The organism is Inquilinus sp. Marseille-Q2685, from assembly GCF_916619195.1.
Lineage (GTDB): Bacteria > Pseudomonadota > Alphaproteobacteria > DSM-16000 > Inquilinaceae > Inquilinus.
This window is the reverse complement of sequence record NZ_CAKAKL010000002.1, coordinates 560001-580021: the sequence shown is the minus strand read 5'-3', so window position 1 is coordinate 580021 and position 20021 is coordinate 560001. Positions and strand designations below refer to the sequence as shown.

The window sequence follows — 20021 nt, the reverse complement described above, 5'->3', positions numbered from 1 at the left end:
GGCTGTGGGTCACCGCAGCTTGATCCTCGGGTCGATGAAGGGGGCGATCAGGTCGGCCAGCAGGTTGCCGAGCACGATGGCGACGGCGGAGACCAGCGTGACGCCCATGATGATCGGGATGTCGACGCGCTGGATCGCCTGCCAGGTCAGCTGGCCGATGCCGGGCCAGCCGAACACGGATTCGACGACGACGATGCCGCTCATGAACAAGCCGATGTCGATGCCGATCATGGCGATGATCGGCAGCAGCGCATTGGGCAGGGCATGCGCCAGCACCACGCGCCATGCACTTAAGCCCTTGGCCCGGGCGGTGCGCATGTAGTCCTGGCGCAGCACGTCCAGCATCGCCGACCGCATCATCCGCGAGTACCACCCGGCGCCCAGCAGCCCGAGCGTGAGCGAGGGCAGCACAAGATGCGAGAAGCTGCCGTAGCCGCCGAGCGGGAACCAGGCCAGCTGCCAGGCGAAGACGTAGAGCAGCAGCATGCCGACCACGAATTGCGGCGCCGAGACGCCGATGAAGGAGGTCAGCATCAGCGCGTGGTCGGTGCCGGTGTTCCGCCGCAGCGCCGCGGCCACGCCCATGGTCAGGCCCAGCGCCAGCTCGCACAGGATGGCACCGACCATCAGCAGCAGGCTGGCCGGCAGGCGGCTCATGATCAGCGTCGCCACCTCGGTCCGCTGCAGGTAGGAGCGGCCGAGATCGCCCCGCAGCAGGGCGCCGAGATAGCGCAGATACTGCTCGTGGAACGGCCGGTCGAGGCCGAGCTGGGCGCGGATGCTGGCCACCACCTCCGGCGTCGCGCTGCGGCCGGCGATCTGCCGCGCCGGGTCGGCCGGCAGCAGGTACAAGAGCACGAAGGTGACCAGGCTGACCCCGAGCAGGATCAGCACGGCCTGGGCCAGGCGGCGGAGCAGATAGGACGTCATCAGTGCCGGCCCTTCTGCGTCGGGTCCAGGATGTCGCGCAGCGCGTCGCCGACCAGGTTGAAGGCCAGGGCCAGGAGGATGATCGCGGCGCCTGGGATGAACACCAGCCAGGGCGCGGTCGAGAAATAGGTCTGGTTCTCGAAGATGATGTTGCCCCAGCTCGGCGTCGGCGGCTGCACCCCGATGCCGAGGAAGGACAGGGTCGCCTCCAGCAGCACAGTGGTGGCGATGCCGAGCGTGCCCCAGACGATGGTGGTGGACAGCAGGTGCGGCAGGATGTGGCGCAGCAGGATGCGGGCGCGGGAGGCGCCGAGGGCCCATTCCGCCTCGATGAAGTCGCGCTCCGCGATCGACCGGGTCTCGGTGTAGATGATCCGGGCGATCTGCACCCAGTTCACCATGGCGATCACCAGCGCCACGATCCACAGCGACGGCCGGAAGATCGCGGCCAGCACGATCGCCAGCAACAGGGCCGGGAAGGCCATCATCAGGTCGGTGAAGCGCATCATCGCGGCGCCCAGCCAGCCCCCGACGAAGCCGGCGACGACGCCGAAGAAGGTGCCGATCAGCACCGCGGCGCCGTTGGCGACCACGCCGATGATCAGCGAGGTCTGGGCGCCGTAGACCAGGCGCGAGAACATGTCCCGGCCCAGCAGGTCGGTGCCCAGCCAGAAGCGGCCGTCCGGCGGCAGGGGAGCGCCTTCCAGCGTCAGCCCGTCGAACAGCTGCTCGTCGGGCGGGAAGGGCACGATCCAGGGCGCGAGGAGGGCGGCGGCCACCACCACCAGGATGACGAGCAGCCCGAACAGGGCGAGCTTGCGGCGCAGCAGCTGGCTCAGGATCGCCACGGCTCAGCCTCCACGCCGGCCGGCGGCCGGGTCCGGGACGCCGGCGGCGAGGTCGAGGCAATGCTCCTCGATGCTGCGCCGGCGCTGCATCGCTGCACTGCGGATCTCGCGAAAGGCGTCCGCCTCGCTCAGGCCCCGCTGCGCCATCAGCATCAGGATGGCGCGCACCACCACGGGCCGGAGGCGCAGCCTCGTCTCCAGATCGGCGATCCGGGCCTCGCGGTCGCGGCGCTCGGCGAAGCCGTGCTCGGCGATGACCAGCGCGCTGAACACGCCCCCCGAGGCGACCGGCTTCAGCAGATGGGCGGTGGCGCCCTGGGCCAGCACCCAGTCCAGCCGGCCCGGCGCCTCCGACCCGATCAGGGCGACCAGCGGCATCGGCGGCGAACTGGCCGGCCAGGGGAACTGGCCGTCATGGGCGGTGTCGGCGTCGAACAGCACGAAGTCGGCGGCCAGGTCGGCCTCGGCCAGCACCGGCCAGGCCGGCCGCGCGGCGATGCCCAGCCGTTCGAGCTGGCGCAGGACGGCGTCGGCGGCGGCGTGCGGCCGGTGCAGCACCACGGCGCTGCGGCCGCGGAAATTCGGGGTGGGGACGCGGCGCATGCTCACTTCACCCGCTTCAGCCGCGGGGCGGCGCCGGGCCCGAGCACCCGCCGGGCCAGGGCCGCGGCGTCGAACTCGACCAGATAGGGGTCGGGCGCGACCGGCGCCTCGGCGCGGTGGAGGATCTCGAAGCCGCCATCGGCCCCGATCCGGCCCAAACAGGGCGTCAGCGCCGCGTGGTTGGTGCGCGGGTCGATGCCGAGCGGCCCCAGCGGCGTGGCGAAGCGGCGGGCGTGCAGCACCGGCCGCAGCGCCTCCGGCGCGTCGGTGCCGGCCTCGCGGATCGCCTCGGCCAGCATCCGGACCGCAGCATAGCCGCCGGCCAGGAAGGCGGAGCTGCGCCGGCCGGCGCCGAAGCGCGCCTGCACCCGGTCGCGGAAGGCGCGGTTCTCCGGCGTGTCGACGCTGTCGAAGTAGATCGCGCTGCTGAGATGGCCGAGGCCGGCCGGACCCACCAGAGCCAGCTCGCATTCGGTCAGGTTGCAGCTGACGATCGGACAGCGGTCGGGCCCGAAGGCGGGTTCGCTCTCCGCCAGTGCCTGATAGGCCTGGAAGAAGGCGTAGCTGGACGGGCCGATCAGGTTGTTCAGGATGAAGTCAGGCCGCTTCTCCCGCACCTCCTGCACCAGCCGGCCGACATCCTCGCTGCCGATCGGCAGGTAGCGCTCGGCCAACACCTCGCCGCCGCAGGCGCCGATCAGCTCCCGCGCGACGCGGTTGACCTCCCAGCCCCAGATGTAGTTCGAGCCCAGCAGGGCGGCGCGGGCGCCCCAGCGCGGCAGCACATGCTGGAACAGCGGCACGATGTGCTGGTTCGGGGCGGCGCCGGTGTAGATCACGGCCTCGCTGCTCTCGAAGCCCTCATAGGGGCAGATGTACCAGAGCAGCGCGTCGTGCTTCTCGATGGTCGGCAGCACCTCCTTGCGCGACAACGAGGTGATGGTGCCGACGATCTGGCGGCAGCCGCCCTCGCGGATCGCCGCCTCGCACAGCGTGTGGTAGCGGTCGATCACGCCCTCGGGATTGGCGGCGACGGGGCTGAGGGTGAAGCCGAAGGCGTCGTCGGCATTGACCTCTTCCAGCGCCATCACGGCACCGTCCAGCGCCTCGCGCCCGATCGCGCCATACGGCCCGGTGGTCGAATAGAGAAGACCGATCGCGTAGCTCGCTCGCACGTGCCGCCTGTCCCCTGAACGCAGAAAGCCCCATCGCTTGCCGTCGCCGGCCTGCGGATGGGGCTTCATTGCCGCTCCTGCCCGTCGGGCAAGAAGAATGTCGTGTTGTTGGGCCCAGGATAAGGCCCGGCCGGTTTCTGTCAATTGCGATGCAACATTGCGTCCGATGGCCGTGGAGGGTGATGGTGGATTGGGTCTGGCTTCTTCTCTGTATCGAGATATGATCCCGAATATGAGAGATTCGCCATCGCAGCTCCTCGCCGGACTCGGCCACAACGGCGGACCGCCGCTGGAGGAGGAGCATCCGGATTCCGCGGCGTCCTGGCGGCACTTCTGCTGGAAGAAGGCGCATGCCGCGGCCTGGAAGACGCCGCCGCGCGAGGTGACGCTGCGCCGCCTGGCCCGGGCCGAGGAGCTCGGGATCAGCTATCGCGACTACACGCTGGCGATCATGGAGGGGAGATATCTCTAGCCGGCCGCCATCAGCAGCACGTAGCAGAGGATGACCATGGCCAGGCACCGGAACGCCCAGGCGACGTAGCGGTACTTGGCCTGACAGATCGCGGCCAGGTTGCGGGCGTTGGCGGTGTATTCCGCGGCGATGAAGCCGGGCTCCGTGCGGCGGGCGGCGTGCTCCAGCCGCTCCCCGGCCTGGGGCCAGGCCGCCCAGTACAGGCAGGCGCCGCCGTTGCGCTTGCGCGGCAGCAGCACCAGCGCCACGCAGACCAGCCCGGCGGCCAGGGCCGCCACCAGCACCAGGCACAGGCCCCATCTCGCCGAGGGGAAGGGGACCGTCCGGGTCCAGGTGAAGACCGACCGCATCTCCGGCGACCACGCCACCAGCGCGATCAGGAAGGTGAAGATATAGGCCGCCTTCTGGTCGGCGATCTTGATCTGCTCGTGGAAGGTCTGGTTGATCGTCTTCAGGTAATCGATGTGATCGGCGGTGTTCATCGTCGGCCCGGAACCAATGACTGATGGAAATACGGTGGCTGGGAATAAAGGCTGGGCCTGGAATTGGCAAGCCGCCGGCGCCCTATAGTCCTGTACGCGCCGCTGCGCCGGCGGTGCTAATATTCCGTGCCGGCCCGCGGGGCCCGGGCTCCAGGTCAAGCGCCTCCCGGTGCCGGACAGGGAGTGCAACCATGGCAACCTACATCTTGCTCGGCAACTGGACCGAACACGGGATCCGTGCCGTCGCCGACTCGCCCAAGCGGCTCGACACGGCCAAGTCTCTGCTCCAGGAGATGGGCGGCCAGTTCAAGGCCTTCTACATGACCATGGGCGAGCACGACTTCGTGCTCGCCTACGATGCGCCCGACGATGCGGTCGCGGCCCGCTTCACCTTGATGACGGGCCGGCAGGGCTTCGTCCGGACCAGGACGCTGAAGGCGTTCCCGGAGGCGGCCTATCGCGAGATCATCCACTCGGTCGGCTAGCCGGCCGAGCGCTCGCGGGCGGATGTCGGGGGCGCAGCGCGGAGGTGCCGCGCCATCAGCAGCGCGATCGCCGCGGCGACGGCGAGGCTCGCGGCCAGCAGGGCCAGGCCGGCGGTGAAGCTGCCGGTCGAGTCCCTGATCCAGCCGACGGCATAAGGACCGACGAAGCCGCCGAGATTGCCGATCGAGTTGATCAGGGCGATGCCGCCGGCCGCGGCGGTGCCGCCGAGGAACACCGGCGGCATGGTCCAGAACGGCCCGAGCGTGGCATAGATGCCGATCGCGGCGACGCCGAGGAAGACCAGCGACAGCACGGCCGAGGACGAGGCGATGCTGCCGGCGAAGCCGATGGCGCTGACCAGGGCCGGCAGGGCGACATGCAGCACGCGCTCGCCGGTGCGGTCGCTGTGCCGGCCCCAGAGCAGCATCGCGCCGGCGCTAACCAGATAGGGCAGGGCGATGATCCAGCCGGTCTGCACGGTGGAGAAGCCCATGCCCTTGACGATCTGCGGCAGCCACAGGCCGATGCCGTAGAGCCCGATGACGATGCCGAAATAGACCAGGCCCAGCAGGATCACCCGCGGGTCGGCCAGGGCCGGCCACAGCTCGTGCAGCGGCGGATGCTGCGCGGCGGCGCGGTCGCGCGCCAGGTCGGCGGCGATGGCGGCGCGCTCGGAGTCGTCGAGCCAGGGCGCCTTCGCCGGCCCGTCCGGCAGCCACGCCAGGACCAGGAGGCCCAGCAGGCAGGCCGGCAGCCCTTCGATGATGAACAGCCACTGCCAGCCCCTGAGGCCGAACCAGAGATGGGTGGCGTCGAGGATCAGGCCGGAGATCGGCGCGCCGACGGCGCTGGCCAGCGGCACCGCGGCCATGAACAGGGCGACGAAGCGGGCCCGCCGCGCCGCCGGGAACCAGTAGGTCAGGTACAGGATCATGCCCGGCAGGAAGCCGGCCTCGGCGGCGCCGAGCAGGAAGCGCAGGATGGTGTAGCTCCAGATCCCCTCGACGAAGGCCATGGCGGCCGAGATCAGCCCCCAGGTCACCATGATGCGGCAGATCCACAGCCGCGCCCCGACCTTCTCCAGGATCACGTTGCTCGGCACCTCGAACAGGAAGTAGCCGAAGAAGAAGACCCCGGCGCCCCAGCCGAAGACGTAGGGCGAGATGCCGAGATCGGCGTTCATGGTCAGGGCGGCGAAGCCGACATTCACCCGGTCGAGGAAGCTGACCAGGTAGAGGATGATCATGAAGGGGATCAGGCGCAGGCTCACCTTGCGGTACAGCGCCTCGCGATCGGTGCCCGGCACGTCGATCCCCCCCTCTGCCCGTGACTCGGCGGCAAGCGTAGGAACGGATCGGCGATCGAGGAAGCCAAAAGCGGCGATCCTGCCTATAACGGTGCGAAACGGACGGGAGGCGATGATGGGGGAACTGCGCTGGTCGGCGGCGGCGGAGGCGGCGGCCGAGATCGCCGCGGCCTGGGGACCGGGCGAGCCGGGCGGCGGCGTCGCCGTGTTCGATGCGCGGGAGCTGCGGGTCGAGGCCTGCGGCGGGGGCGAGAGCCTGGCCGGCGGCACCGCCTTCTCCGGCGACACGGTGGTGCGATACGCCTCGGGCACCAAGCATGTCTTCGCCGCGCTGGCGCTGTGCCAGGACGGCATCGGCCTGGACGATCCGCTCGGCCGGCTGCTGCCGGGGCGGCGCGGCGACCTGGCCGCGGTCACGGGCGGCCGCGCCCTCGACATGACCGGCGGGCTGCCGGACCTGCGCGAGACCCTGTCGCTGCTCGGCGTGCCGCAGGGCGCCGCGGTGAGCCGGGAGGAGAGCCTCGAGTTCCTGCATCGCCTGACCGAGCTGAACTTCCCGTCCGGGCATGAGATCTCCTACTCCAACACCGGCTACCGGCTGGTCGACGCGGCGCTGCTGCGCCGGGGCCTCGGCTTCGCCGAGTTGGTGCGCGACCGCGTCGCCGAACCGCTCGGCATCGGCTTCCGCGTGCCGGAGACCTGGTTCGACCCGATCCGCGGCCTCGGCCCCGGCTACTGGAAGGACGGAAGCGGCGCCTGGCAGCTCGCCGCCTCGGGCCAGCACCTCTCGGCCTCCGGTTGCCTGACCGGCAGCCTGCACGACCTGGTGCGCTGGCAGCAGACGGTTCTGGCCGACCGCGGGCCGGGGCAGGGCGTGCTCGCCCGGCTCGGCGCGCCGCGTCCCCTCGCCGACGGACGGCCGACCGGCTACGGGCTCGGCCTTGCCTGGTCGCGGCTCGGCGCGCACCGGCTGGTCGGGCATGGCGGCTCGCTGCTCGGCTACAAGACCTACTTCCTGCTGGACCCGGAGCAGGGTGTCGGCGCCGCCGTGGTGTCCAACCGCGAGGACACGGTCTCGTTCGGCACGGCGCTGAAGCTGATGGCGGCGCTGCTCGGCGAGGAGCTGCCGCAGCGCGGCACCGCGATCCCGGACGGGCTCTATGTGGCGGAGCAGGGGCCGGAATGGCTCGAGCTGAAGGATGGCGTCGCCAGCTTCCTCGGCACCGGCGAGACGCTCCATTGCGGCGAGGACGGCTGGTCGGTCTCGCTCTCCGCCCATTTCCCGATGCGGCTGCGCTGGACCGGCGAGGCGGTGGAAGGCGAGATCGGCCACGCCGCGCGCCGCTTCCGCCCGATCGCGCCGGACGGCGTGCTCGACCGGGTGCAGGGCGAATGGCTGTGCCCGGAGCACCACGCCGCCTTCACCATCGCCGGCGAGCGGCTGGAGATGGGCACCGGCCCGATCCGGACTTCGGCCGCGCTGGTGCCGCTGGGCGGCGGCCGCCTCCTGGCCGAGGGCCGGGACGAGCCCTGGCCGAAGCGGATCGGCCTGGCCTTCGACGGCGACACTGTCCGGCTGGCGCTCAACCGCAGCCGGATCCTGCGCTTCCGGCGGGGCTAGGCGCGCGGAACGGGGACCTGCCGCGTGCCGTTTCCTGGGCGGAGGGGCTGCCGAGGAGACGATGCGATGCAGCAGGCCCGTCAATGGAACGTCACCGCGCTGTTCGATTCGCGGAAGGATGCGGAGGATGCGGTCGAGCGGCTGGTCGCCACGCGCATCCCGAAGGACCGGATCCGCCTGGTGCCCGGCAACGAGATCGACCCGAAGGGCGATCCCGACGCCTGGGACGAGGAGGCGCCCGCGCCGGAGCAGCGGATGGGGATCCTGGAATCCCTGCGCGGCCTGTTCTTCCCGGACGACGAGCGCTTCACCTATGGCGAGCACCTTCGCCGCGGCTGCTACCTGGTTTCGGTCCAGGTGACGGATGCGGAGCACGACCGCGCGCTCGACATCCTGGACGACGAGGGCACGGTCGACATGGATGCGCGCGAGGACCGCTGGCGCGCCGGCGGCTGGGCCGGGCCGGTGGTGCCGCTGACCGCGGCCAATGAGGACGATTCGGTCTGGCGCCGCGATGTCGAGCGCAGCCGGCCGCGCGTCCGCTCCTATGTCGGCGGCGCCGCGGCGGTGAACACCGGCGGCTGAGCGGCTGTGGCGCGACCGCTGGCCACGGTGTTCGGCGGCACCGGCTTCCTCGGCCGGCGCGTGGTGCGGCATCTGGCGGAGCAGGGCTTCGCCGTCCGGGCCGCGTCGCGACACCCCGGCCATGATCCGCCGCAAGCCGGCGACGGCGCGGTCGAGCCGGTGCGGGCGGATGTGGCCGACGACCGCTCGGTGGCCGCGGCCCTCGCCGGCGCCCGGGCCGTGGTCAACGCCGTCAGCCTCTATGTCGAGCATGGCCGGGCGACCTTCCGGTCCATCCATGTGGACGCCGCCGCCCGGGTGGCGCGAGAGGCGCAGCGGGCCGGCGTGGCGACCCTGGTCCATCTGTCCGGCATCGGCGCGGATCCCGCCTCGCGCTCCCCCTACATCCGCAGCCGCGGCGAGGGCGAACGGGCGGTGCGTGCGGCGTTCCCGGAGGCGATCCTGATCCGGCCCGCCGCCATGGTCGGGCCGGACGACGCCCTCCTGGTGCCGCTGGCCCGCATGCTGCGCCGGGCGCCGGTGTTTCCGCTGTTCGGCCGCGGCCGGACCCGGCTGCAGCCGGCCCATGTCGAGGATGTCGCGGCGGCGATCGTGCGGGCGATGGCGGGGCAGGGCGGTGTCACCTACGAGCTCGGCGGCGGCGCCGTCTACGAATATCGCGAGATGATCGAGCTCGTCGCCCGGCATGTCGGCCGCCGGCCGCTGCTGGTGCCGGTGCCGTTTCCGGCCTGGCAGGCGCTGGCCCTGGTCGCGGAGCAATTGCCGCATCCGCCGATCGCGCGGACCCAGGTGGAACTGATGGAGCAGGATAACGTCGCCGATCCGGACATGCCGGGGTTCCCGGCCCTGGACCTGACGCCGTCGTCCGTCCGCCAGGTTCTGCCGCTGATCCTTCCGTCCGGCTGAGGGTTCACGGCCCGCTCGGATCGCGCCATGATCCCCCGGCCGGGGCCAGAAAGGGGCGGCCGCCGGCAGAGCGGAGGAGATCCGATGAAACCGACCATCGCCGTCATCGCCCCCGGAGCGATGGGCAGCGGCGTCGCCCGGCGTTTGACCGAAAGCGGCGCCGTCGTGACCACCCTGCTGGACGGCCGCAGCGCCGCGACCGTGGCCCGCGCCCGGGCCGCCGGCATGCAGGCGGCCGACGAGGCCGCGGTCGCCGCCGCCGACATCATCCTGTCGATCGTGCCGCCCGGCGAGGCGATGGCGCTGGCCGAGCGGCTGGCGCCGGCCCTGCGGGCCGCGCCGCGCAAGCCGGTCTATGTCGACTGCAACGCCGTGAACGTCGAAACGGTGCAGGCGATCGCCGCGCTCGTGGCGCCGACCGGCGCCGGCTTCGCCGATGGCGGCATCATCGGCGGGCCGCCCGCGCCCGGCGGAGCCGGAGGGGCGGGGCCGGTGCTGTACCTGGCCGGGCCGGAGGCGGCACGGCTCGGCGTGCTCGGCGATCTCGGCCTGCGCATCCGGGTGCTCGACGGGCCGGTCGGCGCCGCCTCGGCGCTGAAGATGAGCTATGCCGGCATCAACAAGGGCCTGACCGGGCTGGCCGCCGCCATGATCCTGGCGGCCGACCGGGCCGGTGCCGGCCCGGCGCTGCATGCCGAGCTGGCGGACAGCCAGCCGCAGCTGCTGGCCAGGTTCGAGCGGTCGGTGCCGGACATGTACGCCAAGGCCTATCGCTGGGTGGCGGAGATGCGCGAGATCGCCGATTTCCTCGGCCCCGACGACCCGGCCCGGCCGATCTTCGAGGGCATGGCCGGGCTGTACGAGCGGCTGGCCGCCGACATGGCGGGAGAGAAGCGGGACATCGCGGCACTGGACGCTTTCCTGGCGATCGGAAAGGCCGACGCGGCGGCTTAGGCATGGGCGTTGTCGCAAGGCGCGCAATCTCTCCCGCCTGGCGAGACCCTTTCAGAATTCGGCCGTCAGGGGCGGCCTGTCCCTTCCATTCTTCCCTTTCCTTGCGGGAGGGGGCAAGGGGAGGGGGTCTCTCGGCTTGACCCAGCCCGGACTGTCGCAAGCCGGCGCGGACGGCGGGTTTGGTGTCCTGCCCATACGCGCACGGACGCGCGCAGCCCCTCCCCCTTCCCCCTCCCGCAAGGGGAGGGGGAGAATTAAAGGCATAGGTCGACCCGGACGGCTGAGTTCTGAAAAGGTCTCGCAAGCGGGAGAGGCCGCCTGTGCGTACGCCCGCCCGATACCGCCTATCGATGTGTCGATGCCGGAGCGCCTTCACGGGAATGACGACAAGGGACAGGCCGCGGTTCCGAAGGATCTCGCGCAGGCCTGCCGGTGCCGCGGCTGCAGCAGGCGCCGCGGCCGCCGGCTCACTCCGCCGGCGCGGGCGCCAGGCCGGGCCGCGGCTCCCGGACGGCCGGCCCCGCAGGCTTGCGCCAAGCCTCGCGGGCTTCGCGCGGGCTGTAGCCGAATTCGCGGCGGAACGCCCGGGTGAAGTCCGAGGCCAGCTTGAAGCCGCAGCTGTAGGCGATGTCCTGGATCCGCCGCCCGCTCTCATGGGTCAGGGCGGCGTGGGCGGCGAACAGGCGGCATTGCTGGATGTAGCGCGACACACCGCCGGCCTGCTCGAACACCCGGTAGAGATTCGAGCGCGAGACGCGCAGGTCCTGGGCCACGCGCTCCGGCGTCAGTTCGGGGTCGCCGAAATGGGCCTGGATGTGGGGGCGGGCACGGTCGAACAGGATCGAGGCGATGGTGCCGCGCGCCTGCTCCTGCCGGTCGCGGGACGGCCCGACGCAGGCCGCCAGCATCTGGGCGGGGGCCCGCCCCGCCAGCACCAGATCCTCCACCGTCATGCCGATCAGCCGCGCCTCGAGGCTGCGCAGATAGTCGACCAGCAGGGCGGCGAGCGGGCCGGTCAGCACGGCGCCCGAGGCGCTGTCGAAGTTCGCGGCGGCGGCGGCGAACATGTCCCGCGGCAGCGTCAGGAACAGCCCGCCATAGCGGGTCGCGCGCCCCCGGAACGGCTCGTCCAGGGACATCAGGAACAGCTCGCCCGGCCGGACATGGGTCTCGCCGTCCGGGCCTTCGACCCAGAGTTCCCCGACCGTCAGCAGGATCAGGCTCCAGCAGCCGACCGGGGTCCGGCGGGCCCCGGGACCCGACTGGCCCAGGACATGGCTGTAGGAATAGGCGTCGGCATGGCCGAAGGCCACGGACAGGCCCCCCAGGCCGCAGACCATGAATTCCGCAAGGAAGCCGGCCGCCGGCGTCACCCCGGGCGGCAGGCGGGCGTCCAGCATCGAGCCGAGATGGGAGCGCCAGACCTCGAATTGCTGCTCCGGCGCATAGGCCAGGGTCGAGATGCCGCGCGGCACCGACGGCCGGCGGTCGCCGAGATCGTGCGGCTGCGGCGGGAGCGGCTCCCACTCCAGCACGTCGCGATAATGGTCGAGCTGGACGCGGTCTTCCCATCCCGCGCACACGGACGGCCGGGGCACAGGCCGAAGGCGGGGGCCTTCGCGCGACAGCGCCGGCCGGGCGCCGAGGCCGAGCGACGCCCCCATCGGCGGGAGCGAAAGGTCCGCTGCAGGCCCGCCCGGGATCGCGGGGACGAGCCCGGGCGGAGCGCCGGCGGCCGCACCGTTTCCGAAAGACCGATCGCCCGATCGGTTCATTCCGCCCCTCCCGCGCCGAGATGGGCCGAAATCCTCGAAGCTCGATGTCTGTCGGCTCGACGGCACGGGCGACACCGCCGTCCTGCACGGCATGCCTTCCTATGGTCTGCACCGGCAGCCCAGCATGACGAAATGATGACAACATCTTCGGAAATATGACTCTGGAACATCGTCCCTCGATCAGGGTCGCCCCCGAGAACATCTGCATATTTCCGGATGCTGCATCACCAGACGTGGCATCTGGTGCAGACTGGTGTCCTAGAATGAGCAATTGTCTTCGCAGACAGCGCATTCTGGGTGGCAATCATCAGATTTCTGATGTGCTGATATTAATAATATTTTATTTTTTATTTTATGAAACAAGAAGAATTCGGATCTCCGGAGAATCGCTTCACGCTGTTTCTTTGATCCTGGAGCGGCGCCCGCTATGCGCGCGGCACGCGGCCGAAATGGCGCTTGTAGTTGCGATAGAAGGTCGATGGGTTGGAGAAGCCGTGATCCAGGATCACGCTCGCCACCTTCTGCCCGCCCGCCTCGATCTCCCGCCGCGCGGCTTCGAGCCGTGCGGTCATGATCGTCTCGTGCAGGGAGGCTCGGCTGTCGTAGAAGATGCTGTACAGCTTGCGCTTCGAGATGGCGAACTCGCGGGCCAGCAGGTCGGCGCCGAGAGCCTGGTTCTTCACGTTCCGGTCGATGAACGCCCTGATCCTGTGGTAGAGGCCGTGGTCGCGGCGCGGCCCCTCCTCCCTCTCCTCCTGCGCCAGATAGTCCCGGATCGCCACGCCGATATAGTCGAAGATCGGGATGTCCCGCTGGCACGGCCCGATGTCGCCGCCTTCCGGCTGGACCAGTTCGGCCAGGCCGACGATGTAATCCGCCAGCGAGGCGCTCTTCGTCACCCTGACGCCGGATGCCTTCGCCAGGGCCGGCGGCTCGGCCCCGGCCACCTGGAGCAGATCCAGCTCGCAGCTGCCGGCCTCCCCGGCCGACAGGGCCAGGCTGAACTCCAGGTCGCCGCTGAGGACGGCGACCGAGTTCGGCGACAGCGGCCGCCGGGCCCCGCCCGCCGTCAGCAGGCCGTTGCCGCGCAGGACCAGGACGAGGACATGCGGCCCTGCGTCGCCACCCCGGCCGCCGCGGCGCGTGAGCACGCCCGGGGTGATGCGCAGATGCGCCGCCCCGCTGCTGCCGAGGATGCTGAACCGGATCGCGGCGCGGAAATCCTTGCCGTCCGGCTCGAACGCCGCCCTGAGCACGGGGCCGCAGACCTGGCAGGCGAACGCCTCCGCATCCGCGTAGAGAATCGATCCGGAGACGGAGCTGCCTGGTCTTGGGGTGACGGGGGACGCTTGCCGGGGCATCGGTCGGTCGATGTGAATGCAGGGTCGGCGGCCCCGGCAGGCAGAGCTGCCTGCGTCCGGGGCCGGGGCGGGCCGGCATCGCGGACCGGACGTCGTTGCCCGTTCCGGCCGATGCATGGCAATCGTTTGCCGACCATAATGATCGTCGGACTGTTTGCAAGATCTTTCTTCCGGCCCGCCGCGCTCCGCTGTACCTCCACCGCCGGCCGTCACATTTGCAACACTCTGCTGGCGGATGAGACTGGGCGGATGAGAACATGGACGAGCCATGGCAGGACGACGCGGGAACGGCCGGAGTTGTGGACCGCTGATGAGCGACGTCGCACGGTTGGCGGGCGTCGCGACCTCGACGGTCAGCCGCGCCCTCGCCGTTCCAGGCCGGGTCAACGAGGCGACCCGGCGGCGCATCGCCGCCGCGGCCGAGCAGCTCGGCTATATCCCGAACGCCGCGGCACAGAGCCTGCGCGCCGGCAGATCCACGAACATCATGGCCACCCTGCCGGGCCCGAACACCAATTTCGGGGTCGCCCAGATCATTCCGGCGGTGGTGCAGAGCCTCTCCGCCACGCTGTCGGGAAGCGGCTTCGATCTCCTCTTCTGCAATCGCAACTCCCCGGCCGCGGAGAGACACATCCTCGGCCAGGCCTTCGACGGCGCCATCCGCGGCGTGGTCGTGTTCGGCGCTGCGGCCCTGCCGTCCTACGGGCGGCGGTCGCTCACCGATGCCTACATCCCGATCGTGTCGCTGCTGATCGACCGCAGCGAGGCCGGCATTCCGAGCGTCGTCACCAACGATCGCGGCGCGATGCGCGACGGCGTGCTTCACCTGATCGCCCTTGGCCATCGGTCGTTCCTCTATGTCGCCGGCCCGCCAGGCAGCTATCACGAGGCCGAGCGATTCGCGGGGGTGCTCGACGCCCTGGCGACGGCAGGCCTCTCCGCGCGGGCCGTCATCCGCCATGGGGGGTGTCTCGGGTTCAACGCCGGCCTCGAGGCCGGTGTCGAGGCGGCGCAGACGTATCTGGCGATGGAGCGGCGCCCCACCGCCGTCGTCTGCTGCGCCGACGACGCCGCGATCTCGTTCATCGGCACGGTCCGACCGCATGGCGTCGCCGTGCCCGGCGACGTCTCGGTCCTCGGCTTCGACGGGGCCGCCGTCGGCGCATTCTGCGATCCGCCCCTGACCTCTCTGGCGCAGCCGACCCGGGATCTCGGGATTCGGGCCGCGGACGTCATGCTGCAGCTCCTGGAGGACGTCGCCGCCGTGCCGCCGCTGAAGACGACGCTGCCGAGCCGGCTCCTCCTGCGGGCCAGCACGGGCGCCCCGCGGAGGGCGCCGGGAGAGCGCACCTAGGCCAGGCCGCCTGACCTATCCGGCCCGCGGTGTCCGGCCGAAGCGGCGCTTGTAGTTGCGGTAGAAGGTCGACGCGTTGGTGAAGCCGTGGTCCCGGATCAGGCTCGCCATCTTCTGTCCGCCGGCCTCGATGACCCGATGCGCCGCTTCCAGCCGCGCCTCCATGATCATGTCGTGCAGCGAGGCGCCGTTGTCGCTGACGACGGCGTACAGCTTCCGCTTCGAGATGCCGAATTCCCGCGCGATCAGATCGGCCCCCAGATGCGGGTGCCGCACATGGCCCTCGATGAAGGACCGGATCCGGCGGAGCAGCCGCAGCCCCTCGGGCTCCGCCGCATCCGCCTGCTGCACATAGTCCCTGATCGCGCGGCGGATGTAGTCGAAGATCGGCATCCGCGCCGCCAGCGGCTCGTCCGTCCCGGCCTCCTGGACGATCAGCCTCGCATGCTTGGAGACGTAGCGGGCCAGCATGCCGCTGGTCAGGGCGATGCAGCCGGCCATCCGGCGCAGCTCGGGCGGGCCGGGGGCGGCGATGTGCAGCCAGTCGACCACATGGCTCTCGCCGCCCGCGCCGCCCAGCTGCAGCTCGAAGCCCTGATCGCCGTCGATGGCGGCGACCATGCCGGGGACGAGGATGCGTCGCTGCTGCCCCGTGATCAGCAGGCATGCGCTCCCGGGCACGAGGATGAGAAAATGGTCGCCGAGCCGGGCCGCCCCCCCGGCCGGGCGACGGATCGCGCCGGGGCCCGAACGGATGTGGATGGCCCTGTGCCGGCCGATGAAGCCGAACCGCAGGTCGGCCGGAGCGGACCGATCGCCCAGCGGATCCAGCGAGGAATCGAGGAGCGGCTGGCACAGCCGCCGGAAGTGCTCGTCCAGGCGGGCGCAGAGGATGGATCCACAGGCGGAACTCTCTCGCATCTCCCAATGCCTGCAGCGTCATTCATGCGATGCAGTCTTTTGGCCCTTGTTTAGGATTTTACTCTCATGAAGAGCATAGGGCCATCCTCCGCCGCAGGCCTCGCGGCATCGGCACCAGAGGCAACTCCAGGACGGGCGTCTTCGGCCCTCGGCCGGAAGCCCGGTCAACGGCCGCTCCGCGCCGGCAAGGACTGGCTTGCGCCCAGCTGAATCGCGGGCGCCCGATCGGGAAAGCGAGACAGGTTCACGTAGCCCATGGATGCCCCTCTACTTCCCCGTCCTCGACCCGCATCGATAACTAAGCATGCTTCATTTAAATAACAATAGTTTTCTTTGAGGGTGTTTTTGGGAATATTTTTTCATTTTACACTCCGGAAAAACATCATGATCTGGAGAAAAAAGCTGGGGCCGCTTGTACACTGGCTCATCGGTCTTCGCTACATGGCTGCCCTGACCCTAAAGGGAACGTTCCCCGAAAGCGAGGATTCCCGCGGACCGGCCGGCGACCCGATCGTCACGACATGTCTTTTGTTAAAATAAAAATCTCGGGCAGTGATTGCGTCGGGGCAAATCTTGGTCCAAGGCATGAGACAAGGGTGACCGTCTCGCCGGGCAGGGCCGCAATGTCTCATCCGGCGCAGCCCGCAGACCGCCGCAGCAAACGATAATGCCTTGCATAATTTGATAATATATCTGCGCGGGACGACATCCCAAGCCGCGCCAACCGGCCCGGCAACCCCGCTATATCGGATGCATGCAGATGACCCGCCCCTCGCCGCCTGACCTGGCGAGGCCGAGGTCGCGAATGCCGCACCGCCCCCTCCTCCCCCTTCCGGTGACGCAGGACGATGGCCATCCCCCACCAAACCGTCTCGGCCGGGCAGCGGGTCACGACATCCGGCTCGATGCTGTACGAAGGGGGCGTCGACTATTTCCGGTCGCAATTCTGCCAGCCGCTGCTGCACGCCGACTTCGTGCCGACGACCGATGTGCCGTTCCGGGTGACGGCCAAGCTCGGCATCGTCGAGGACCATCGGTCCCTGCGCCTCTTCTGCACGCCCGGAATCCTCCGCCGCCGCAGCGGGCCCGGCATCCCCGCCCACTGCCTCGTCATCGCCACCGGGAACAGCTGCGCGCTCCTGATCAAGGACCAGACGGTCCGGCTGAAGCCGGGGGCAGCCGTCGTCATCGACGGCGGCTGCGACTTCGACCTGGTCCTGGAGAAGGATTCCGGGCGCTCCTGCCTCCTCGACTGGCTCCACATCACCCAGGATGCCGAGATCCTGTTCCCTGGCCTGGACGCCCTGGCGGTGATCAACAGCGAGGCGATCACGACCTATATCCGGTTCCACAACGAGCTGATGACCACCGACCAGGGGGCGGAGCTGACCTCCATTCCGGAGGTTCCATCCTTCAATCATCTGGTCGAGATCATCCGCGCCTACCTGCTGGGCATGGCTCCGTCGAGGCCCCACGACAGGGACCGGCTGCTGTATGAGCAGATCAAGATGCACATCGCCGAGAACCTGGCCAGCCAGGTGCTCTCGTCCGAGTCCATCGCCCGGCATTTCGAGATCTCGCCGCGGAAGCTGTACGGCCTGTTCGAGCGGATGGGCGTTTCCCTGCGCGAGACCATCATCACCATGAGGCTGGAAGCCGCCCACCGCGAGCTCGAGCTCGGGACGAAGAAGGTGACGACCGTCCTGCTCGACTACGGCTTCAGCAACGCGTCGACCTTCTACCGGCTGTACAAGAAGCACTTCGGCGGGCCGCCCCGGTCCGGCCGCGGAAAGGGACCAGCGACGGGCATGCTCCCGAAGACGCGGCCGGCGGACGACCGATAACGCGGCGGCATTCTTGGGAGAGGGCTTGCCGATCTGGGCGTCGCCTTCGAACGGGGCCCTTAGCCGTGCTGACCGGCCGGGGACGGCGATGCCGCTGCGAACTCCTGGAGCCAGGCGCTCGTGGTCGCGACATCGGCCTGCGACAGGCCGTGTCCGGTCGGCAGGATCCGATGCTGGACGACGGCGCCGGCGTTTCTGAGCAGCCCGGCAAGGCGCGCCGCGTTGTCGGCCGGCACGATCGGGTCCAGCTGGCCCGACAGCAGCAGCACCGGCTTGCCCCGCAGCTGCGCCGGCGGAGGATCGCCGAGCGGTACCATCGCCCTGAGCAGGATGGCGCCGGCCAGCGCCTCCGGCCGCAGCTGAAGCACGGCGGCGGCGATGTTCGCCCCGTTGGAGAAGCCGAGCGCCACCGGCGCCTGCAGCCCGTAGGCGGCCCGGGCCTCGGCGATGAAATCCGCGAGCTCATGCGCCCGGGCCCGGACGTCCTCCTCGTCGAACACGCCCTCCCGAATCCGGCGGAAGAAGCGCGGCATCCCGCCCTCCAGCACCTTGCCGCGGGGCGACAGCAGCGCCGAGCCCGGGGCGACGGCCCGGCCCAGCGGCAGCAGGTCCGCCTCGTCGCCGCCCGTGCCGTGCAGCAGCAGGAGCGGCGGCGCCCCCGGCTCCCGGCCGGGCTCGAACCGATGGATGAAGGACTGCGCCTGGGTCATCGCGCAAGCTCCGTTGTCTGGCATGAAGGGGACCGGACGCGGCGGCGGTCGCAGCGTCCGGCAACGGTGATGGAGGTCAGTCGACCGTCGGCAGGACCCGCTCGATCTCGGCACGATGCGGCTCGAGGAACTGCGGCAGCTTCAGGGCCTGGCCGAGCGTGCCCGCCGGCTCGTCGACCGCGAAGCCCGGGATGTCCGTGGCGATCTCGAACAGGACATGCCCCGGCTCCCGGAAATAGACGGAGCGGAAATAGTTGCGGTCCTTCTGTTCGGTGGTCGGCAGCCGGTGGTTCTCGGCCAGCCGCTTCACCATCTCGGCCTGGGCCGCATCGTCGGCCGCGCGGAAGGCGATGTGGTGCACCGACCCGGCGCCGGGGCGGCTGGGCAGGAACCCGCCGGCCGCCCGCAGGTCGACGATACCGCCGATCGCGGTGTCGCCGGCCCGGTAGCGGACCACGGCCCCCTCCCGCCCGACCTCGGTGAAGCCGAATACGTCGGCCAGCACCGCACCGGTCGGCGCCGCATCCTCCAGCAGCAGGCTGACGCTGTGGAAGCCGCGGACCGCATGCTCCGCGGGGACGTCGCCGCCGGCCCAGCCGGGCTCGGCCTCGATCCCCGGCACCGCGACGAGGGCCAGGCGCATGCCGTCCGGGTCCTTGAAGGCCAGCACCGTCTCGCCGAAGCGCTGCTCGACGGCCTGGTGCGGCACGCCCTTCTCGACGAAGCGCTGGACCCAGTAGCCGATCGACCCTTCCGGCACGCGGAACACCGTCTCCTGGGTCTCGCCGACGCCCAGGCGTCCCGGCGCGACATGCGCCCAGGGGAAGAAGGTCAGGATGCTGCCCGGCTGGCCGGTCTCGTCGCCGTAGTAGAGGTGATAGGTGCCGGGATCGTCGAAATTGACCGTCTTCTTCACCAGGCGGAGCCCGAGCACCCGGGTGTAGAATTCCAGGTTCCGCCGGGCCGGCCCCGCGATCGCCGTGACGTGATGAATGCCGTTGCTGCGCATGATATGCCTCCGGATCGCGAGCCCGATCGGCCCGCCGTGGCCCTTCAGATAATGCCTCCGGCGCTGCGGGCCGATGGCCAACCGCTTGCGTCCATGCAAAGATGCTCCTGCATTTTGGCAATTCGACTTGCGCAGCGGAAAGGACAAACCTCGCCGCATCGCTGTTCACGACACGCACGGGATCGGGGATATGGGCGAGCCCTTCGGCAACATCTCCTGGGACGATTTCCGCCTGATCAAGGCGATCGCGGATGCCCGGGGCCTGCCCGGAGCGGCCGCCCAGCTCGGCCTCAACCACTCCACGGTGTTCCGGCGCCTCGGGCAGGTCGAGCAGGCCCTCGGCACGACGCTGTTCGAGCGGCATCGCTCCGGCTACGTCCTGACCCCGGTCGGCGAGGAGATGGTGGAGCTGGCGACCCGTCTCGACGACGACATCACCGGCTTCACCCGCAAGGTCGCGGGCCGGACCATCTCGCCGGCCGGCGAGCTGCGCGTCACCACCAACGATTCCCTGCTGATCCATCTGCTGACCCCGCTCTTCGCGAAGTTCCAGCGCGAATGCCCGGACGTTCGGCTGGACGTCGTGCTCAGCAACGAGCCGCTGAACCTGTCCAAACGTGACGCCGACGTCGCGATCCGGGCCACGGACAACCCGCCCGAGACGCTGGTAGGGCGCCGG

20 protein-coding genes (1 of these 20 only partly in view) are annotated in these 20021 nt (G+C 70.3%); 9 read left to right on the top strand and 11 right to left on the bottom strand.

The annotated features are described in order from the left end of the window. Positions 1-9 precede the first annotated feature (9 nt). The 4 genes from LG391_RS11780 to LG391_RS11765 are packed head-to-tail and all read right to left on the bottom strand — an operon-like array spanning position 10 to position 3556. A complete protein-coding gene (locus LG391_RS11780; RefSeq protein WP_225768202.1) occupies positions 10-930 on the bottom strand; it encodes an ABC transporter permease in 921 nt (306 codons plus the stop codon). Further along, on the bottom strand, positions 930-1778 hold the full coding sequence (locus LG391_RS11775; RefSeq protein WP_225768201.1) for an ABC transporter permease: 849 nt from the start codon (positions 1776-1778) through the stop codon (positions 930-932). Before LG391_RS11775 ends, LG391_RS11780 begins: the two co-directional genes overlap by 1 nt. A gap of 3 nt (positions 1779-1781) precedes the next feature. Then, complete coding sequence (locus LG391_RS11770; protein ID WP_225768200.1) at positions 1782-2381, bottom strand: ANTAR domain-containing response regulator; 600 nt, start codon at positions 2379-2381, stop codon at positions 1782-1784. A gap of 2 nt (positions 2382-2383) precedes the next feature. Further along, positions 2384-3556: a transporter substrate-binding domain-containing protein gene (locus tag LG391_RS11765; protein WP_225768199.1), complete on the bottom strand. Its 1173-nt coding sequence runs from the start codon at positions 3554-3556 to the stop codon at positions 2384-2386. A 232-nt stretch (positions 3557-3788) separates the two neighbouring features. Here LG391_RS11765 and LG391_RS11760 point away from each other — a divergent pair, with 232 nt between their 5' ends. Beyond that, complete coding sequence (locus LG391_RS11760; RefSeq protein WP_225768198.1) at positions 3789-4028, top strand: hypothetical protein; 240 nt, start codon at positions 3789-3791, stop codon at positions 4026-4028. Here LG391_RS11760 and LG391_RS11755 read toward each other — a convergent pair. After that, positions 4025-4510 (bottom strand): Pycsar system effector family protein, encoded by a 486-nt coding sequence (locus LG391_RS11755; protein ID WP_225768197.1) that lies wholly within the window; start codon positions 4508-4510, stop codon positions 4025-4027. The two genes, LG391_RS11760 and LG391_RS11755, sit on opposite strands and share 4 nt — an antisense overlap. A 191-nt stretch (positions 4511-4701) precedes the next feature. Between LG391_RS11755 and LG391_RS11750 the strand changes: the two genes are divergently transcribed. Next, complete coding sequence (locus LG391_RS11750; RefSeq protein ID WP_225768196.1) at positions 4702-4995, top strand: GYD domain-containing protein; 294 nt, start codon at positions 4702-4704, stop codon at positions 4993-4995. On the opposite strand, the gene LG391_RS11745 is transcribed toward LG391_RS11750, so the two are convergent. Continuing rightward, entirely contained in the window at positions 4992-6302 is a 1311-nt protein-coding gene (locus LG391_RS11745) for an MFS transporter (RefSeq protein WP_225768195.1), read from the bottom strand. The genes LG391_RS11750 and LG391_RS11745 overlap by 4 nt on opposite strands. Before the next feature lie 112 nt (positions 6303-6414). On the opposite strand from LG391_RS11745, the gene LG391_RS11740 reads away from it, so the two are divergent. From LG391_RS11740 to LG391_RS11725, 4 genes are all read left to right on the top strand, one after another. Further along, positions 6415-7923, top strand: coding sequence for a serine hydrolase (locus LG391_RS11740; protein WP_225768194.1), 1509 nt, complete (start codon positions 6415-6417; stop codon positions 7921-7923). A gap of 66 nt (positions 7924-7989) precedes the next feature. Further along, positions 7990-8508 (top strand): hypothetical protein, encoded by a 519-nt coding sequence (locus LG391_RS11735; protein ID WP_225768193.1) that lies wholly within the window; start codon positions 7990-7992, stop codon positions 8506-8508. A 6-nt stretch (positions 8509-8514) separates the two neighbouring features. After that, entirely contained in the window at positions 8515-9414 is a 900-nt protein-coding gene (locus LG391_RS11730; protein ID WP_225768192.1) for a complex I NDUFA9 subunit family protein, read from the top strand. 84 nt (positions 9415-9498) lie between these two features. Further along, entirely contained in the window at positions 9499-10368 is an 870-nt protein-coding gene (locus tag LG391_RS11725) for an NAD(P)-dependent oxidoreductase (protein WP_225768191.1), read from the top strand. Between the two features lie 467 nt (positions 10369-10835). Here the strand turns inward: LG391_RS11725 and LG391_RS11720 are convergent, their stop codons facing one another. Continuing rightward, a complete protein-coding gene (locus LG391_RS11720; RefSeq protein WP_225768190.1) occupies positions 10836-11951 on the bottom strand; it encodes an AraC family transcriptional regulator in 1116 nt (371 codons plus the stop codon). Positions 11952-12568: 617 nt separating this feature from the next. Then, complete coding sequence (locus LG391_RS11715) at positions 12569-13399, bottom strand: helix-turn-helix domain-containing protein (RefSeq protein ID WP_225768189.1); 831 nt, start codon at positions 13397-13399, stop codon at positions 12569-12571. 415 nt (positions 13400-13814) lie between these two features. Here LG391_RS11715 and LG391_RS11710 point away from each other — a divergent pair, with 415 nt between their 5' ends. Further along, a complete protein-coding gene (locus tag LG391_RS11710) occupies positions 13815-14858 on the top strand; it encodes a LacI family DNA-binding transcriptional regulator (RefSeq protein ID WP_225768188.1) in 1044 nt (347 codons plus the stop codon). A gap of 15 nt (positions 14859-14873) precedes the next feature. On the opposite strand, the gene LG391_RS11705 is transcribed toward LG391_RS11710, so the two are convergent. Next, entirely contained in the window at positions 14874-15779 is a 906-nt protein-coding gene (locus tag LG391_RS11705; RefSeq protein ID WP_225768187.1) for a helix-turn-helix domain-containing protein, read from the bottom strand. A gap of 848 nt (positions 15780-16627) precedes the next feature. Between LG391_RS11705 and LG391_RS11700 the strand changes: the two genes are divergently transcribed. Further along, positions 16628-17623 carry a helix-turn-helix transcriptional regulator gene (locus LG391_RS11700; RefSeq protein ID WP_225768186.1) on the top strand — a complete coding sequence of 332 codons (996 nt, stop codon included), beginning with the start codon at positions 16628-16630 and terminating at the stop codon, positions 17621-17623. Between the two features lie 59 nt (positions 17624-17682). Here the strand turns inward: LG391_RS11700 and LG391_RS11695 are convergent, their stop codons facing one another. After that, on the bottom strand, positions 17683-18333 hold the full coding sequence (locus LG391_RS11695) for an alpha/beta hydrolase (protein WP_225768185.1): 651 nt from the start codon (positions 18331-18333) through the stop codon (positions 17683-17685). A gap of 76 nt (positions 18334-18409) precedes the next feature. Then, complete coding sequence (locus LG391_RS11690) at positions 18410-19342, bottom strand: ring-cleaving dioxygenase (protein WP_225768184.1); 933 nt, start codon at positions 19340-19342, stop codon at positions 18410-18412. 190 nt (positions 19343-19532) lie between these two features. Between LG391_RS11690 and LG391_RS11685 the strand changes: the two genes are divergently transcribed. Further along, positions 19533-20021 carry the 5' portion of a LysR family transcriptional regulator gene (locus tag LG391_RS11685; RefSeq protein WP_225768183.1) on the top strand. Its footprint extends 465 nt past the window's final position, so 489 of the gene's 954 nt are visible here — the first part of the coding sequence; it begins with the start codon at positions 19533-19535; its stop codon lies off the right edge, out of view.

What these genes read in the sequence shown, in the direction of transcription:
- LG391_RS11700 (WP_225768186.1), top strand. Translation starts at nt 16,628, where the DNA reads ATGGCCATCCCCCACCAAACCGTCTCGGCCGGGCAGCGGGTCACGACA.
- LG391_RS11735 (WP_225768193.1), top strand. Translation starts at nt 7,990, where the DNA reads ATGCAGCAGGCCCGTCAATGGAACGTCACCGCGCTGTTCGATTCGCGG.
- LG391_RS11725 (WP_225768191.1), top strand. Translation starts at nt 9,499, where the DNA reads ATGAAACCGACCATCGCCGTCATCGCCCCCGGAGCGATGGGCAGCGGC.
- LG391_RS11695 (WP_225768185.1), bottom strand. Translation starts at nt 18,333, where the DNA reads ATGACCCAGGCGCAGTCCTTCATCCATCGGTTCGAGCCCGGCCGGGAG.
- LG391_RS11740 (WP_225768194.1), top strand. Translation starts at nt 6,415, where the DNA reads ATGATGGGGGAACTGCGCTGGTCGGCGGCGGCGGAGGCGGCGGCCGAG.
- LG391_RS11770 (WP_225768200.1), bottom strand. Translation starts at nt 2,381, where the DNA reads ATGCGCCGCGTCCCCACCCCGAATTTCCGCGGCCGCAGCGCCGTGGTG.
- LG391_RS11705 (WP_225768187.1), bottom strand. Translation starts at nt 15,779, where the DNA reads ATGCGAGAGAGTTCCGCCTGTGGATCCATCCTCTGCGCCCGCCTGGAC.
- LG391_RS11690 (WP_225768184.1), bottom strand. Translation starts at nt 19,342, where the DNA reads ATGCGCAGCAACGGCATTCATCACGTCACGGCGATCGCGGGGCCGGCC.
- LG391_RS11710 (WP_225768188.1), top strand. Translation starts at nt 13,815, where the DNA reads ATGAGCGACGTCGCACGGTTGGCGGGCGTCGCGACCTCGACGGTCAGC.
- LG391_RS11755 (WP_225768197.1), bottom strand. Translation starts at nt 4,510, where the DNA reads ATGAACACCGCCGATCACATCGATTACCTGAAGACGATCAACCAGACC.
- LG391_RS11760 (WP_225768198.1), top strand. Translation starts at nt 3,789, where the DNA reads ATGAGAGATTCGCCATCGCAGCTCCTCGCCGGACTCGGCCACAACGGC.
- LG391_RS11780 (WP_225768202.1), bottom strand. Translation starts at nt 930, where the DNA reads ATGACGTCCTATCTGCTCCGCCGCCTGGCCCAGGCCGTGCTGATCCTG.
- LG391_RS11750 (WP_225768196.1), top strand. Translation starts at nt 4,702, where the DNA reads ATGGCAACCTACATCTTGCTCGGCAACTGGACCGAACACGGGATCCGT.